13 protein-coding genes are annotated in these 16,201 nt (G+C 43.0%); 6 read left to right on the forward strand and 7 right to left on the reverse strand.

Features of this window, described 5'->3' with window-relative positions:
• Both ACLOAU_RS12360 and ACLOAU_RS12365 read left to right on the forward strand, forming a co-directional pair.
• Positions 1 to 1,062 carry a PKD domain-containing protein gene (locus tag ACLOAU_RS12360; RefSeq protein ID WP_427862179.1) on the forward strand — a complete coding sequence of 354 codons (1,062 nt, stop codon included), beginning with the start codon at positions 1 to 3 and terminating at the stop codon, positions 1,060 to 1,062.
• Between the two features lie 3 nt (positions 1,063 to 1,065).
• Positions 1,066 to 3,525 (forward strand): ATP-dependent Clp protease ATP-binding subunit, encoded by a 2,460-nt coding sequence (locus tag ACLOAU_RS12365; RefSeq protein ID WP_427862180.1) that lies wholly within the window; start codon positions 1,066 to 1,068, stop codon positions 3,523 to 3,525.
• A gap of 244 nt (positions 3,526 to 3,769) precedes the next feature.
• Here the strand turns inward: ACLOAU_RS12365 and ACLOAU_RS12370 are convergent, their stop codons facing one another.
• From ACLOAU_RS12370 to ACLOAU_RS12400, 7 genes are all read right to left on the reverse strand, one after another.
• Positions 3,770 to 5,608, reverse strand: a complete 1,839-nt coding sequence (locus ACLOAU_RS12370; protein ID WP_427862181.1) for a hypothetical protein — start codon at positions 5,606 to 5,608, stop codon at positions 3,770 to 3,772.
• Between the two features lie 42 nt (positions 5,609 to 5,650).
• Positions 5,651 to 6,079, reverse strand: coding sequence for a GPW/gp25 family protein (locus ACLOAU_RS12375; protein WP_427862182.1), 429 nt, complete (start codon positions 6,077 to 6,079; stop codon positions 5,651 to 5,653).
• A gap of 4 nt (positions 6,080 to 6,083) precedes the next feature.
• The gene (locus tag ACLOAU_RS12380; protein WP_427862183.1) at positions 6,084 to 7,172 is read right to left on the reverse strand and encodes a PKD domain-containing protein; all 1,089 of its coding nucleotides are present in this window, start codon (positions 7,170 to 7,172) and stop codon (positions 6,084 to 6,086) included.
• Positions 7,173 to 7,195: 23 nt separating this feature from the next.
• Positions 7,196 to 7,717, reverse strand: a complete 522-nt coding sequence (gene tssO / locus ACLOAU_RS12385) for a type VI secretion system TssO (RefSeq protein ID WP_427862184.1) — start codon at positions 7,715 to 7,717, stop codon at positions 7,196 to 7,198.
• Between the two features lie 68 nt (positions 7,718 to 7,785).
• Positions 7,786 to 8,940 carry a type VI secretion system baseplate subunit TssK gene (gene tssK, locus ACLOAU_RS12390; RefSeq protein WP_427862185.1) on the reverse strand — a complete coding sequence of 385 codons (1,155 nt, stop codon included), beginning with the start codon at positions 8,938 to 8,940 and terminating at the stop codon, positions 7,786 to 7,788.
• A 23-nt stretch (positions 8,941 to 8,963) separates the two neighbouring features.
• Positions 8,964 to 9,818, reverse strand: a complete 855-nt coding sequence (locus ACLOAU_RS12395) for a TssN family type VI secretion system protein (RefSeq protein WP_427862186.1) — start codon at positions 9,816 to 9,818, stop codon at positions 8,964 to 8,966.
• A 24-nt stretch (positions 9,819 to 9,842) separates the two neighbouring features.
• Complete coding sequence (locus ACLOAU_RS12400; protein WP_427862187.1) at positions 9,843 to 10,799, reverse strand: hypothetical protein; 957 nt, start codon at positions 10,797 to 10,799, stop codon at positions 9,843 to 9,845.
• Positions 10,800 to 10,973: 174 nt separating this feature from the next.
• Here ACLOAU_RS12400 and ACLOAU_RS12405 point away from each other — a divergent pair, with 174 nt between their 5' ends.
• Genes ACLOAU_RS12405 through ACLOAU_RS12420 form a run of 4 tightly spaced genes read left to right on the forward strand, consistent with a single transcriptional unit; the run spans position 10,974 to position 16,183 of the window.
• Positions 10,974 to 12,896 carry a phage baseplate assembly protein V gene (locus ACLOAU_RS12405; protein ID WP_427862188.1) on the forward strand — a complete coding sequence of 641 codons (1,923 nt, stop codon included), beginning with the start codon at positions 10,974 to 10,976 and terminating at the stop codon, positions 12,894 to 12,896.
• Positions 12,896 to 13,519: a DUF4123 domain-containing protein gene (locus ACLOAU_RS12410; RefSeq protein WP_427862189.1), complete on the forward strand. Its 624-nt coding sequence runs from the start codon at positions 12,896 to 12,898 to the stop codon at positions 13,517 to 13,519. Before ACLOAU_RS12405 ends, ACLOAU_RS12410 begins: the two co-directional genes overlap by 1 nt.
• Positions 13,520 to 13,528: 9 nt before the next feature.
• Entirely contained in the window at positions 13,529 to 14,155 is a 627-nt protein-coding gene (locus ACLOAU_RS12415; protein ID WP_427862190.1) for a PAAR domain-containing protein, read from the forward strand.
• 12 nt (positions 14,156 to 14,167) lie between these two features.
• The gene (locus ACLOAU_RS12420; protein WP_427862191.1) at positions 14,168 to 16,183 is read left to right on the forward strand and encodes a hypothetical protein; all 2,016 of its coding nucleotides are present in this window, start codon (positions 14,168 to 14,170) and stop codon (positions 16,181 to 16,183) included.
• Positions 16,184 to 16,201 lie beyond the last annotated feature (18 nt).

A 16,201-nucleotide genomic window follows, 5' to 3' on the forward strand; every position in this document is an offset into this window, starting at 1 on the left:
ATGAAAAAAAAGCAATACATGGCTTTTCGCCTCGACGATAATGTCACCATAGCCTTCCTGGTTATTAGTGTGATTGCCTCGATGGCTTTCGTGGTGCGCTATAAAAATCATACGCCCTGTAAGGAGTTTGAGATAAAAACATTAACCAACAAAATTTACACAGGCACTTTAACCCGTTTTGATGCAGATGTAAAAGGACATAAAGACTTTGAGTGGGATTTCGGTGATAATGAAACCAGTCATAGCGAAGTTAATTCTGCCGTTCATTCTTACGACCGGCCGGGTGAGTATGTGGTTACTTTAAAAGTTGATGACCGTTGTATGGAAACCACTACCATTTTTGTACAGCAGGCAGCTGAAGTGATAGACCAGTCGCGTATGCCACATGCCATCATTCCTGAATTGACCGAAGTAGGAAAACCAACTAATTTTACTGATACCACTGCCGGCGCCAATGCATGGGAGTGGCGTTTCGGCGAAAACGAAAAAGTGGATGCCTATGTAAAGAATCCGGTTTATTCTTTCAGGCAGCCGGGGTGGAAAACCATTACACTAACCGTTAACGGTAATAACAACGCAGTCCTGGTAAAGAAGATTTTTGTAAATCCGCCTAAGCAAACAGGCGCACCAACATTGGTGCCAAGAGCCGGCGGTGGACGTAAGCCCATCAACACAAGACCAGAGACTGATCCTTTGGAAGAGCAATTGAATCCTGAGCCAGAGCAACCTGTTGCGCCGCCCCCTGTGGTAAAAGCGCCGGAAATCTCTATCACCGATTTTAAATATATGCTGTATGGAGTGGCAGATAAAAGACTGAATGCGGCAAGTTTTGCGAAGTATTTCTGCGATGGCAATTTAAATACCTATACCAATGTAAACGGTAAGGCGTCCACATTTAATGAGCTATGTGCCAAGCTGGCTAAGCTTAAAAAGTCTGGCGATATTAAGAGCATGACGGTTACTCCCAAAAAGAACCAGGAAACCAATTGTATTTCTTCTGTAAGCATTGTAATAAGGGTAAAAACAGGTATATTTGGTTTATCTAAAACCCCTGATTTTTAAACCATGCAACTATCAAAAACGCTTGAGAAAGCAATCGCCATATCTAAAGCAATCGCCAAAGAAAATATACATGCTCAATATGCCGCGCCTCACTTGTTAAAGGCACTTCTGCACGATGATGTAGAGCTCGATCCTTTGTTGGTGAAGGCCGATATCGATATGTATTACCTGGCAGATTGGGCTGATGTAAGAATCGAATCTTTGCCTAAAAGTCCGGGGCCCAAAGATGAGATCCCGCCGGCAGATGATATTGCAACCATCCTGGATGATGCTGATAATATCAGGCTGAGATTAAAGGCCGATGAAATTACGCCATTGCATGTACTGGCTTCCATTAGTACACCCGGAGTAGTATTCTCTTTCGATCAGCTTAAAACCTTTCCTGTAAAGAGAGAAGAGCTGATAGGGCTGGCCGAAGTGGGTGGCGATATTGAACAAATATTGGGAGGCAATAACAATAACAGTGGGGAAAGTGTAAAGAACAATGATGTTGCTTCAAAAAAAGCATTGCAAAAATATTGTGTAGATAAAACACGATTGGCGCTTGAAGGAAAACTGGATCCCATCATAGGGCGCGAACAGGAAGTAAGGATGATGGCGGAGATATTATGCAGGCGTAGCAAACCCAATGTGATTCTTACCGGCGAACCAGGTGTTGGTAAAACGGCCCTTGTTGATGGATTTGCATTGGCGATTGCAGCGGGCAAAGTGCCGGCATTCCTGAAGAACGCTAAGTTGTTTGAATTGAACAATGGAGCAATGGCAGCAGGAGCCTCCTATAAAGGAGAAACGGAAGAGCGTTTAAAATCGGTGATCACTGAAATAAAAGAATTTGATAAGGCGGTTTTGTTTATCGACGAAATACATGTACTGTTAGATAAGAATGGCCCGTTTGCCGGTGCGGCCAACCTGCTAAAGCCGGAACTGGCCAGGGGAACCATTACGATCATTGGCGCTACTACGGTAGATGAGTATCGTAAAAATATTGAACGGGACGAGGCTTTTGCAAGGCGTTTCGAAATACTCGACGTAGAAGAACCTTCACCAACTGTAGCGTTCAGGATGATGAAGGTGGTGATGCCGCTTTATGAGCAACACCATAAGATCAATGTAGATGACGAAACTTTGCATGAATCTATACGTTTGGCAAAGCGGTATATAAAAGATCGTCGTTTGCCCGATGCGGCGATAGACCTGGCAGACCGTTCTATGGCAGCATTGAGACTGGCTACGGATACCGGTGCCACTACCCTGGCCGCCCGCAAAGAAGAGTTTGAAAAACTCAAAGAAGTAGCTGATATGGACGTGGCAGAATATCAATGGCATTATCATCAGTTAAAAAGCGGGATGAGCCCCATTGTGTGGAGTTCGGTTCCCTCTTCCGAAGATCCGCTGCAAATGAAGGAAGCCGAAAAAGTAACCGGATTTTTAGATCAGGTGTATGAGATATTAGAGCCCTTGGTACAGGAGCAACGGACAGAATTACAAAAGCACGATGTGATCTCCATCGTGGCAGATAAAACAGGCATTCCGCTTGGTAAAATCCAGGCGCAGGAAAAAGAGCGGCTGTTGAATATCAGGGACATTTTATCGCAGCGGGTAGTAGGCCAGGATCATGCAGTAAAAGTCATCAGTGAGTCTATTTTAGAATCGCGTTCGGGACTCGGAAAAGCTGGCCAGCCGATCGGATCCTTTTTCTTTTTAGGCCCGACAGGTACCGGTAAAACAGAGCTGGCAAAATCCCTGGCAGATTTCCTTTTCCAGGATGCCAGCAATATTATTCGCTTCGATATGAGCGAGTTTAAAGAAGAACATTCTGCAGCCTTATTATATGGAGCGCCTCCGGGCTATGTGGGGTATGAAGAAGGAGGATTGCTCGTTAATAAAATAAGACAGCAACCTTATGCGGTGGTTTTGTTCGATGAAATTGAAAAAGCGCATCCCTCCGTTTTTGATTTGTTCTTACAAATACTGGATGAAGGTAAGCTACACGATAAGTTGGGTAAAGAAGGAGATTTTTCCAACTCCCTGATCATATTTACGTCCAACATAGGAAGTAAGTTTGTGGTTGATTCTTTTAATAAAGGCGAGATACCTGATCATTCGCAATTGCTCACGACGATGGGTAATCATTTTCGTCCTGAGTTCTTGGGCCGTTTAACGGAGATCGTTCCTTTTGCACCCATGACGCAGCAAATGGTAGAACGCATCCTGGAGATCAACCTGAAAGATCTGTATGCTGCGCTTGAAAAACAACAAATATCTTTAACTATAACACCAGCAGCTAAAAGTAAAATAGCGGTGCTTGGTTTTACACCCGAATATGGAGCGCGCCCTTTGCATGGAGCTATACGCTCGCAGGTACGCAGACCCTTATCAAAAAAGATTATTGCCGGCGAGTTAACGCCCGGCACAACCATCACATTGGATGCAGTTAATGATGAATTCGTTTGGACGGTTTAAGTGTGGAGGTAAAAACATGAAGGAATTAATAATAAACAGGTTTCAAAATTATTAACATATAGTTTACCCTCTTCTTCCAGCCAGTGAAGACACTGGCCAGGGCTATGCTGAGGTTTGTGTCTCACAAACCAGTCGGATGCATTTCAATAAAATTGATGCCGGTTTGTTATAAGGTTAGTTAGGTGTGAACGCTATAGCTGCTATGACTTCCTAATGCCTTAATGTTTTAATCAAAGAGTTAGAGTTATACTTCCTTAATACAAATCTCAAAAGGGAACATAAACGATCCGTTTAATTTCAATTGATAAGAAAGCTGTTTAACCAGGTATACTTTTTCTTCTTCGGTATAATTATCATTTGCAACCCAAAGAGTGATCTCAATAAACCGGCTAATACCCGAATGTGTGCCCGCAAGCACTTTCATCGTTTTTTGAACCTGGACTTCCCTTAGCTTTTGCCCAAAGATTTCAAAGCATAGCAATTTGATATCTTCAACAGACACGATTTTGCCTTTGGAAGAAAGCTGCCTTACCAGCATCTGTTTTTGTGCATAATCATTTAATATCTCCATGCCTCCTACGGCAGGCGTAACAGAAAAGCAACTTCCTGCCTCAACCAGGCTGTGTTGCACAGGCTTGAAACCTGCATTGGCTTTTACAAAACCAGCTTCTGCCGGGGCAGTTGTCCAGTAAGATACCTGTACCTGCTCTCCCGGGCTTTTCGATTTTAGCAATACATAGCGAAAGGTCGGCTTTTCGTCTTTTGATAACTGTACCTGGTCTTCCAACCGGGTTAACGTTTTGGAGATCTCGGTAAGACGGGAGCTGATAAAGTCATTACTGGTTCTGCTAAAATATGCGCTCTCGTCGCGGATCGCTTCCAGTAAGCTTTTCAGCGCATTGCGTATATCATTACTGCTATTTTTACTCACCCGGGCGGCTCGTATAATGGCCTGTCCTTCCTCAACCTTGCTGTCGTAGTTGGCATTCTGCAGGCGGTACTTCACTCCGTTTACATTTTCAATAGCATGAATATCCAGGTAAGTTCCATTAAGTTGTAGCGGGATAATATTTACCCATTTCTCGGTCTTATGAAAAATGCGCTCCATTCTCCTGTTAATGACGGGAAAAGCATTGATCGCAATCTGAAGTCGTTCAATAATCTCTATGCTGAATGGCCGACGCAGCGAAAGCGTACAAAAAATAGTATTAGGATTGTTGATTTCCTGCACTAATTTTTCAGGAAGACCCTGCAGGAAAACAGGTGCATCCGGCCGGTTGCCTATCGCTTCTGATTGCTCATCTATTGTAAAAAACTGGTTGGTGTATATACCCGCAATTTCCCTTTGTAGTTTGCGCGAATAGTCCGTGTCATTATTAAAAGCATCTTTTATCGAAGTCTCATACTGGTCATTCTTAAAAAAGCCTTTTTGTAATAGCACCCCGGTATTGTTGATGGAAAGACTGGCATCCTGCAAGGCAAAATAAAAATTGTTAGCTTCTGAATGTCCTTTCAGGTCAAAGAATAGTTGCAATCCGGCCAACGACCCGATGGGTGACTTACCTGTAATAGTGAAATGTATTTGCTGGATCATACTGCCTGTAGCGGCATCCTGGTGTTGAGCTGTTTTTCTACCGTCGTCCTGGTATTTGTAAACACGGTTGCCCGCACGCAAATAGCCGAGGCTGGCCTTTATTAATTTTACTTCACCAATAGGAGTGAAGTTTAACTCCACTTCTTTAATAGCTTCATCCGCTCTTGATGTTTTAGCAATGGTGCTGAAATTAGTTTCACTTTTTAAAATACAGGTTTCGTCTGCCGGCCGGGCAGTTAATATGCAGGAAGCTGGCTTTGCTCTCAACAGGGAATGGGGCAACATCAATGCAGCCAGCTCATTCAGCAGGTTGCTTTGAATGTCTTTGATACGATATCCCAGCGATTCAATTTCACCGGCAACCGCATCAAAAAGTAATATCACCAACGGATCAAAATTGGCTTCAATTTCATTCTCTTCCAGGTTCCAATGCTCCGCTGCCAGGCGTATCATTCTATCCTTTATCTGCTCCCTGCTTTGTACGTCCATTGCCAATGTTTAATGTTTATAATTACCGCATTTGAAAAGAAATCAATCCAACGTGTACGGACTGATAAAGAAACCCGTCTGGAATGTAAACGCCTCCATATTGCGTTTGGTCTTGCCTTTTACAATAATTTCTATCTTCTTTTTTTGAACCTCCATATTGTTAACCATCGCTGTAGATAAGCGTACGCTTACATCCAGTACTACATCGGTAATTCTTTTTTCATACCGGCTGATCTGGTTTTTCAGGCTGCTGATGATCAGCTCTTTCCTTACATCATTATTCAGGTGAATATCATAGTCGCTATCCCAGAAAGACGAACCATAATGTTCATCGGTTTTGTTTTCACCCGGAACCGTAGTAATGATCAGGTGCAGGTTTCTATAAACAGAGTCCAGCAAACTACAAACCGGCAACTTTTTGTTATCAAAGAAGTGGTGAAACCGTAAGGGGAGTTTGATATGGTCAGGCATTAGCTTATTTGTATTGGATATAAATAATTTTTACACAGTTACCATTCGTCTCGTCTCTTATCACCTTAAACGACTCTATTTTCCTTTTCTTCTTAAGTATGAGTACACCTTTCTTTTCTTTCAATTCATTACAAAGTGCGGCAAACGTAGTAGATTCGTTATTAGCCATTACCTTAGTGCCGGCCCCATTACAAAGTATATTATTAAAGTCCTCTACATTCTTTTTACCATCAATAACGCCCTGCACCATCATCCTGATTGCAGGTTCGGGAAGTTGATCGTATGATTTCGCCGCAGGAGCAGTTGGTTCCGGTGCAGGAGCTTCATTGTCCGGCTTGGCGTCATCTAATGGCTTTTTGTCCTCCAGTGGTAAGGGTTCCTGGGGTATAGGCGGCACGTCAATAGGTGAAACAGGTGGTAGTGCCCCCGCCTGATCTAAAGTAGCGCCGGCATCGGTTACCTGCACTATTTTTTTATAGATCTTTGTATTATCTACTTTTAATACTACGGTGAAGGTTCCGGGCTTGGTGAAAATAAACTTCGCGGGATTAGCATTCTGAACAGGCATGGCAGGTAACTCTTCCACACTCCATTCATAATTAGCTCCAATGGCACTGGTGTTAAAGAGCGCCTCATCCCCGGTGGATATAACATCTGCGGAAATAATGGGACTCACGGCAGGTGCGCTGATATTTACGGTGGTATTGCTTTGCGTAATACGAACATTAAAAGACTGAAGACATTTGCCATTTAGCATGGCTTTTACCAGGTAATATCCTTCTGTAGCATAGACATGTGAGGTAGTGGTGCCTGCTTTTTTTTCTGTTCCGTCGTCAAAGTCCCATACAATATTGCTGGTTTTATCGGTGCCGGATGTAAAGAAAACTACTTGTTCGTTAATATAAAATGTTTGCGTGCCCCCGGCTTCAGGGTGGCTCAGTTTACCTTTCGCTTTAATGGTGAAAGCCGGGCAGGGAATATTGGTTGCTACTTTATAGGCAAGTAGCATCACTGATGAAACAACCAATACCAGTAAGGAAGTCCACACCTTGAAATCGATACCGGCCCATCTTTTTGAAAGCGAAGAATGCATGTCAGTAATTTTCGTTTACACAATTATTTTTGCCTCAATATCAGGTTCTGTGTTTGCAGCTGGTTGTATGATTCCTGCCATTTGGCCAGCGAATTTTTCAGTTCCAGTATCTGCATATTATACATAGCCACTACCGAATCTTTATTACTGGCGGCCCTCAAGCCTCTTTTGTCGGACTGCATGCTGTTAAGTGACCTGATCACCTGGCTGTATAGCCCTTTGGAAGTAATATCGTTTTTAGCCAGCATGGCATCCATTTCCTGAATCTTTTGGGTGATCCTTCCGTCGAGGAGTCCCGACTTCTGGGGATCCATATTTACAGTGTCTAAAAGTGACTGTGCTTCGGTCATGGCGAGGCTGAAGTCATTTCTGAAATGATTTTCTTTGTCAACCACGGCGAGTTGTTCCTGCAGCTTTTCGTTTTCAGCATAAGGGATCTTTATACCAAAGAATACCGCGGTAATGATCACAGCAATGGTAAGAATAAAGAACAACAAAAACCTTTGAAAGGCGCTCCGTCTGTCCTGAACATTTAGTGGTTTCATCTTGATCTCTTTAATGGGATGGGGTAGCTATTGGTCTTTAGTGGCAACAGCTCGTTAATAATATACAGTTATCCAAAAAATCTTCTCTTAGGTTTCGGGGCATTGCTATTCTCTCCTGAATCATTGATATAACCTTCTTTGACGAAAATGCCCGATTCTTTTTTCTTACCAATAAATTCAAGGCTGCTCAGTGTATTGAAAAGCTTGCCGATTACCTTCGCAAATTGAATAATGCTATTTACATTGTCGTTGATGTCATTATGATTGTAGCGTAGTACCGCCATATTATTCAACAGGGTTTCCAGCTCTCCCTGGTTGAGTTCGCTCCATTCACTTAAATAGTTCATCAGTTCTTCTTTACCCGAACCCGTGCGAAGGTCAATCGTGTTTTTGAGCGCCCTGGCCAATCCAACAATTTCACTAATCATTGTAGCTGGTGAATCGTAAATATATAACCACCTGAAGTCAGTCAGGGCTTTGCTTATATAGAGCATCAACCGGTCACAAACAAACTGTGCCAGTTCTGCCAGTTCATTTTGCTGACTTTTTTTATAGATCTTCTGAACGATCTGCGCGCAAGCCTGTTCGAGGTTGGCGAGGAAACTATCTAATTCAGAATGAAGACCTAATAAATCCTGTGAAGCATTAACAGACAGGCAGGGTGGCATATATTCAGCATCAACCTGTAAGTGACCTCCTGCCGGCACCAGTTTGCCAATAAATAAAGAATAAGGGTTTTGAGCATATTGGCTGAGCTGGTGATTGGCTATTAATTGTACGCTATGGACCGGTTTTACAAACGGGAAACGGGGTGGGTTTTCCTGCGGGTTAATATTGCCAAATGGTATGCGATCAAAAGGGTTTAACGTCAATACCACCCAATATACTTCGTTAACCGAACCCGGCAGTGATATGGATATAGATGGGTTGGCATCTGTATGCGCATTGGGTTCTGTTGCATTGATATTGATATAGGCGCCACCTATGGTTATAGCTTTGCAGGATAGCACACTTACGCGTAATGTATTTTGATTATCGGTATTGATCTGTACATTAAAGCCATCTTCAACCGGTAATATGCCATACCGTATCGGCGAAAGCGTTGATGAGATAAGGTTATAAAGGTCAAAAGTATGCGCATGGTTCTGGGCAATAAAAGCATCTTTATTCAGCTTCATGCCATCGGTCCAGTTAACATGCGGATATGTATTATTTTGTTCCATAATTAATTCCTGTTTTTCTAACCTTAAACAACCCTTTCACAGATTACGACGGAGTTTTCTTTTAGTTTATTGTACTTGACCGTTAAAGCTGAATCTAATACTCTGGAGCTATTGTACCATTTAGGTTTGGTGCGAAACGTCCAGTCGTGAACGACAGCTCCTTCCAGGTACTGTATGGGGGTTTCACTTTGTACTTCATTATAATCGTTGATAAAATGATAAAAAAGGTCTCCCAGTTTCATATGCTCCGGCGCTTTCACCGTAAAATAAGTGCGCTCCCTGTCGATGCTCTTTTTAGGAATTTCCAACCCGATAACATAAAGCCGCTCCCGTTCATCTTCATCAGGTAGTTCAATCGGGTTGTTGACAGGATATTGCCAGTAGTGATAAACAGGCTCAGGAATGGCCAGCGCTGCATCAAAAGTATGTAATAATAAAAAGGGTATTAAAAGAAAGAGCATGCACAGCAGGGTAGGGAAATACATGAAGTCTTTGTCTTTTATAAAGTATTGCAGGGACGAGAAGATGGCAACGCAAAGAAGTATGATGGACAGGGCAAACAGGAATTCAGAAAAAAATTGTTTTCCCCAGTTATCATGTCTCACCCTGAAATATTTTTTGTGTACCATTAGCACGATGATAATGCCGAATAGCAGGAACACAGCTGAAAGTATCCAAAATGTGAAGAAGAGATTTTTGGTAATATAAGTGGTGGCGAAAGCCACGCCGGAAACTAATGCCGACGAGACAAGATTAAAGATCCAGGGCTTTTTGCCATAATTGCCAAAGCTGCTGCTTAACGGCTTTATAAAAGCCATTATGATCATAGACGAAGCAAAGAAAGCCCCCGCAAAAATTAAAAAATACTTTAAGGCCATTTTGTTGAGTTTTGAATGCGATGCTTATAAATAGGCACCAACTCCTAATATATTTTCATATGTCTCTGTCCCCGGGTCAACTGCCTGTCTGAAGTCCAGCAACACATCAATTTCAACAGGCACGAAGATCTCTATAAAACGATCTGTTATCTTTTTGAGTGCACCTCCTTCCACATACAAAGCCAGGTCTTTATCCGGTATGTCCGATATGGTACAGGTCCAGTTGGTCAGCCATTCGCCGATCGTATTGCCTATGGTAGCGTTCACTCCTAAATATTGTTCACTCAGGTTTTCTTGTTGTAATAAATAGGTATCTGGAATCAGGGAAGCCTTTAAGGTTACTTTGCTTTGTAACACATAGGATAGTGCGGCTGCCGTTGCATCGATATCCGATTTAATGCTGTCGGCATAGGGCATCAGGCGTAGCAGCCTTCCGGCAGGTCCCTCCGGGAGTTTAACATCAATATTCCAGAAATGGTAGAAAGATTCATTGAGCTGCCCGTTTTGAATATTGTACAAAGCTCCACGTTCGGCTGCCTCGGCCCCGGCCCTGTATAAAAAAAGCAATTGCTCCAGGGGGGTGAAGAATCTCCTCGCCAGTTTTTCTTCTTCCTTAAATTGCTTATGCTCTTCAACGGCGTCCTGAACAGAACTGACGCGCGTATTTCCTTTCGATTGATGAAATAGTCCCTCTGGTAGCAGGTCATAGATCCCATCCCGGTTGAGGATCATTTCAAAGCTTGTCCCACTGCCTGCTTCTTCTATAAATACCTGCTCCACATCATTACTAAATCCCTTTTTAAAACCTCCTTTGTTGAGCGCTTTAATATTGTTAGCCGCATGCCCTGCTTCCGTGAGCGAAGCAAAAATCACCTCTGCGAGGAAGGCTGATTTAAATTCGGAATTATTGCCGGGGCTATTCATAATAATACTGGTATGCTGATCTTTTAATTCGATGAGCGCTCCATGATTTAGTTTCATTCAAAATTATATTAAACCTTTAAAAGGGAGCATCACTAAAAATAGTGATAGAGCAACGCTTTTTTATATTCTAAATTTACAATGCGAAGCAGTTCACCCTTTTCAACTTTTCATTCAAAACTTACATGGGGTTTCCCCCTGTACCAGTTTAAAGAAGCTTAAAAAAGATACCAGATGCCTGAAAACTCAATACTCGCAAAAACGGAGATCACCATACAGGATTATAATAGTAACAACCCGGTTGTTTTCTCCAACCTGATGTTAAGCGAGTCGCTGATCAATGTGAATAGCTTTTCATTTTCCATTCGGCCTGCCAATGATGAAGGCACGCTTAATTCCATTATTAATTTTAAGAAAGAGGTTTTAGGAAAGGAAGTACAGCTGAGCTTCAAAGATGGAGATACAGTTAATTACAAATTCAAGGGAATCATTCTTGAAGTGAATTCTTCCCTGGTGGATGAGCATTTTTACGAATTCAGGATTGATGGTTGTGGATTATTTTGTAAGGTAAATGAGCTGACGCAGTATCACTCTTTTTATAAAAAGAAGCTGGATGCTATTATAGATGGTGTGTTCCAGAATTCATCGCTTAAAAACAGTATTAATAAGAATCCTCAAAACACCAAAGAGCTGCATTATACGGTACAGTATGATCAAACAGCTTTTGGTTTCCTGTCTTCTTTGGCCACCCGTTTTGGCGAATGGATGTTTTATGATGGGGAAAAGCTTCAATTTGGCAAAAAGCCGGAAGGGACTGCCATAGAATTAACCGTTCCCGGTGATGCCAGTAACCTGAATATAAGAGCCCAGGTGGTTAAAAGTCCGAAAGGTATCGCAAGCACTGATATTTTTAAGAGCTCGGTTATTGAAGCTACTACCAAAGAGCAGGCGCCAGACAACCCTGCCATCAAAGCCGCAGAGGAATCGGGTGGTAAAGCCATTGAAGATGCGCCCCGTAATATGTTTATTCCCTCAGGTTTCTCGCAGGAGGTAGTAAACGATAAATTTAAGCTGGAACAACAGGCCATCCTGGCCTCCTCGGTATATATCACAGGCAATACCCGCAATACGAAATTAGGTGTGGGGAAAATTATCAAGATCAAAGATGCGCAGGATACGGCTGGTAAAAGCTACCTGCTTACCCAGGTACAACATACGGCTTCCAATGCCAGCAATTATGTAAACCGGTTTACTGCGGTGCCCCTGGAAGTGCCGGTGCCCCCTTACACCAATCCTTTGCTGGTGCCTAAGGCTACCGCGCAGGCCGCCATTGTTACCGATAATGAGGATGACGCAGGCCTGGCCCGTGTGAAAGTGAAGTTTCCGTGGATGGGAGACGACGAAAAATCGCCCTGGATCAGTGTATTGGCGCCTCATGCAGGCAATGGCAAAGGCTTTCGGTTTATACCGGAAAAAGATGATGAGGTAATGGTAGATTTCTGGGACGGCAACGTGGAAACCCCTTTTGTAAATGGTTCAGTTTATACTGATAAAAACCAGGCTGGTATTGCTGAGGGCGGGAATCATATAAAAATGATCGGCTCCAGAACAGGTAGAAGCCTTTTAATAGATGATGAAGAAGGAACGCTTTCCATCAGCGATGGTGGTAATTCAAAAGATAAAGGTAAAAACCTGGTGCGGCTTACAGATAGCAAAGACGGGCGATCTGTTAAGATCGTATCGGGAGAAGATGGAGATAATCACTATGCGATGATCCTGGATTATAAAGAAAAGAATGCCAGCTTCTATTGCCAGGAAGGAGGGAAAGCTATATTAAATATCACCTTCGACGCATCGAAAAAGCAGATGTATATCTATTCGGAAGATGATATGACGATTCAATCTTCCGGCTCTATCAGTATAGAAGCAAAAAAGGATATTAACCTCAAGGCGAATGGCAATATCAATTGTAAAGCAGATGGTAATGTGAAAATAGATGCAGTGGGAGATGCAGAAACTGCAGGTGTCAACATCAAGATGAAAGCATCCGCAAAGATGGCGGCAGAGGGCTCTATGACAGAAATCAAGGGAGCCAAGCTCGATTTAAACGGAAGTGGTATTGCCAGTTTACAGGGGGGATTGGTAAAAATTAATTAATGATGTACCTGTGCTATGATACCGCCCTGAACGAAGAATATACACTCGTTAAATTGATACAAAAGTATCCTGGTTATATTTCTTTATTTACAGGAACCGATGACCAGGATATCTGGGATGCGGCACCCTATCTTTTTGAGGTGAGCGATAATTTTTATGAACTCCGGCAAGACCCGTTTATCCGGTTGGAACATTGCATTCTTTTTGAAACCCATGAACCTAAAGAAGAGGTTTGCCGGTTTCTGCAATATTATATGTATAAAAAAACGGGAAGTAAAACGGCTTATGTAAGAATATGGGATGCGCGTGTTTTAGTAAAGCATTTGCCGGTATGGGAGGAGAAAGAGCGGGTAAACTTTTTTCAATTTTTTAAAGCTGTTTATACCGAACAGGAAAACGAAGAATGGTTCAATAAATGGCAACTGGCCAGGTTTAATAAACCCGTGGCTGTACCGGTATTGAAGAAGGTAGTATTAACCGAAGGCGTTGCATCTTTAATAGATCCGGTTAGTAAACCTGTAACAATTGACAAACCCGAGGTGTTATCAAGACCGGAGACTGCACCACCGTCAGTGGAATCGGGCAATCAACCACCAAAAAGAAGAAGATTCTTTATAGATTAAAAACGAGATATGGGACAACCGGCAGCAAGAGTAGGCGATATGCATGTATGCCCGTTGATAAACGGGCTGGTGCCTCATGTGGGTGGGCCCGTATTACCTGCGGGTGTTCCTACCGTTCTGATTCAGGGTGTACCAGCGGCTACTTCCGGAACGATGTGTACTTGCGTCGGGCCTCCTGATGCCATAACGATGGGGAGCGGAACGGTATTGATAGGCGGGATGCCTGCTGCGCGCATGGGAGACATGACTGCTCATGGAGGCAGTATTGTTTTAGGCTGTTTTACCGTTTTAATAGGCGATGCCGGTAGCGGTGGCGGTGGAGGAGCTGGTGGCGCGGGTGGTGGCGGCGGTGTGCCCAAAGGAGTAGGTGTGATACAGGCCAAAAAAATGGCGAACCAGGAGGCTTTAAAAAAAGCGGCTAAAGAGGGCGATGATACAGCAGAGAAAACTGAGAAGGAAGATTTTCAGGCAAAATTTACCCTCGTAGATGAGGCCAATAAGCCTATGAAGGATGTGAAGTATGAGATCAGGACCAATGATGATCAGTTGCACGAAGGCAGAACCAATGGTAATGGAGAAACGCAGAATCTTTCCGGCTACACAGAAGCCGATTGCAGGGTAACTTTTCTTAATTAAAATAACAGGGGTATGGCTGGCAGCCAGACACAAAGAGATTTTCAGATCAATGAAAAAAAGCAGATGCTGGTACTGGTAAGGTACAAGCCGGCAGGTGCTATGGGTGCCGATAGTATGATTGGCGGTATCGCTGATAAAGTACAGGGTGTGGCAGATACAGTACAGGATGCGGCGAGTTCGATCCCCGGTCTTAATTTGTTTTTTAAAGAAGAAAAAGACCCTGAGAGGAAATGTGATAAAGAGTATAATTATTTTGAGGATTATAACGGCTGGGACCAGTATATGAAAAAGATGAAAGATGAACTGGTCAACAAACTCAATAACGATAACGAAACCCTGGTGTTCGACTTTGAAGCCGATGACGCTGAAGGAAGAGCACAGGAGGGTAAGAAATTATTAAACGAGGTCAAGGGGAAAATTGCCGCCTGGAAAAACTACACAGCCTGCTTTCATTTTGTAGGCATAGGCCAGGGGGGCAATGTAGCGAATGAATGCATTAAGGAACTGGTAAAAGAAAGTGATTTTCGGGAAAAATGGTGGGTGCAATCTGTTATATATGTTGGGACACCCCTGTATAAAAACAGACATAGTTTCAATGAAGCCGATGCGTTTCGTGGAAAAGGAAAAGCTTATTCTTTTGGTAATGCCTATGATTTAACACAGCAGGCCATTGCCTATTTTGAGCCCAACGATCAGTTGCTGAAGATGATCGCCGAAAGTAATTCGAACCTGCTTTCTATTTTCACGGGTAAGATAAAAGCACAGCTGGTTGTAACCTTGGGAAGGCTTTTGAGTATTAAAGGATTTGGTACCAGTCATGATAACGAGGGAAATATTAACAAGCTTACCCAGTGTAAAGATGATGTACAGGGCCTGGTAGAAGAATGTATCAATGCTGTTAAGGGTATCCTGGATGCTTTTCCAGCTTTAGTGAAGCCACCGGATCTGCCAAAGTTCGACCAAATGTTAAATGGCTTCGATGCTGTACCGGGCAAATCGGTAGACCGGTTGGAAAAATTCATTGATGAATTGAAAAAAGTGCATAAGGGCACCAGTCTGGATACAAGCCGTATTGGTTTAGGTAAGCTATTCAATTTTTTATGCCCGCTGGTGGATCAGCTTACCGGTATGCTGAAATTATTTGCATTCGACAGCGAAACAACTAACCAGCTTTTTAATAAAATTATGGAGAAAGCGGAGGTTAAAAAAGTATTGCAGCCTGCTGCTCTTACAACACAAACGCTTCCCGTTGACCCTTATATAGAAAAAGCAGCTGAAATGGCAAAGCAGGCAGAGGAGCAGGGAAAAGCTGCAGCAGAAAGAGCGGCACAGGAGGATCTGGCTGGCGGGGAGGCGGCGCCTGTAGTACAGCAAGGCGCTGATGTGTATCAGTACGACCAGGCTACCACCATGATCAGTACCTGCAAAAGCAATATAGGAGCGGCAACAAAATCAGGCGATCTGGAGATCAATGAATCGGTTAGCGCAGCAGAAAAAGCGAAGATCGGCGCGGCTATTGTGGCTATGCTCTTACCCATGATGCCTTCTAAAAAGAAATTTTATGGTGTTTTGCTGAACTATATTCCATTAGATGGTATTACAGGCTTTTTAAAAAAGCTGACAGGCGATGCCGCCATGGCGCCTTTAAAAAATGTATTGGGAAATGTAAAGGCGGGATTTGATTTTGATGAGGGCACAGATGAAGAACCGGGCCTGAAGAAATCGATGCGCAACTTTGATACGGAGCTGAACCGTATAAAAGGCTTCCTGAACAAGAACAACTACCCGGTTCATAAGGATGCCAATAGTTTGTACTTTATTTACAACGCACATAACCTGATGTTGAAGAAGCCTTATGGTTTTATACTGAATACAATCGATAAAGAAACCGGGTATTTCGATTATATGCAAAACACCGGTTATACCAATGTTTGCAATCTCGATAAAAATGAATACCAGGGCAGCGGTACAGCAAGCGCAAATGTACAACCGGCCAAAGTATTAGAAGAGGAAGAGCAGGGAGCTTAAAGTATATTAATAATGACA

This window comes from Paraniabella aurantiaca, from assembly GCF_050309965.1.
Taxonomy (GTDB): domain Bacteria; phylum Bacteroidota; class Bacteroidia; order Chitinophagales; family Chitinophagaceae; genus Niabella.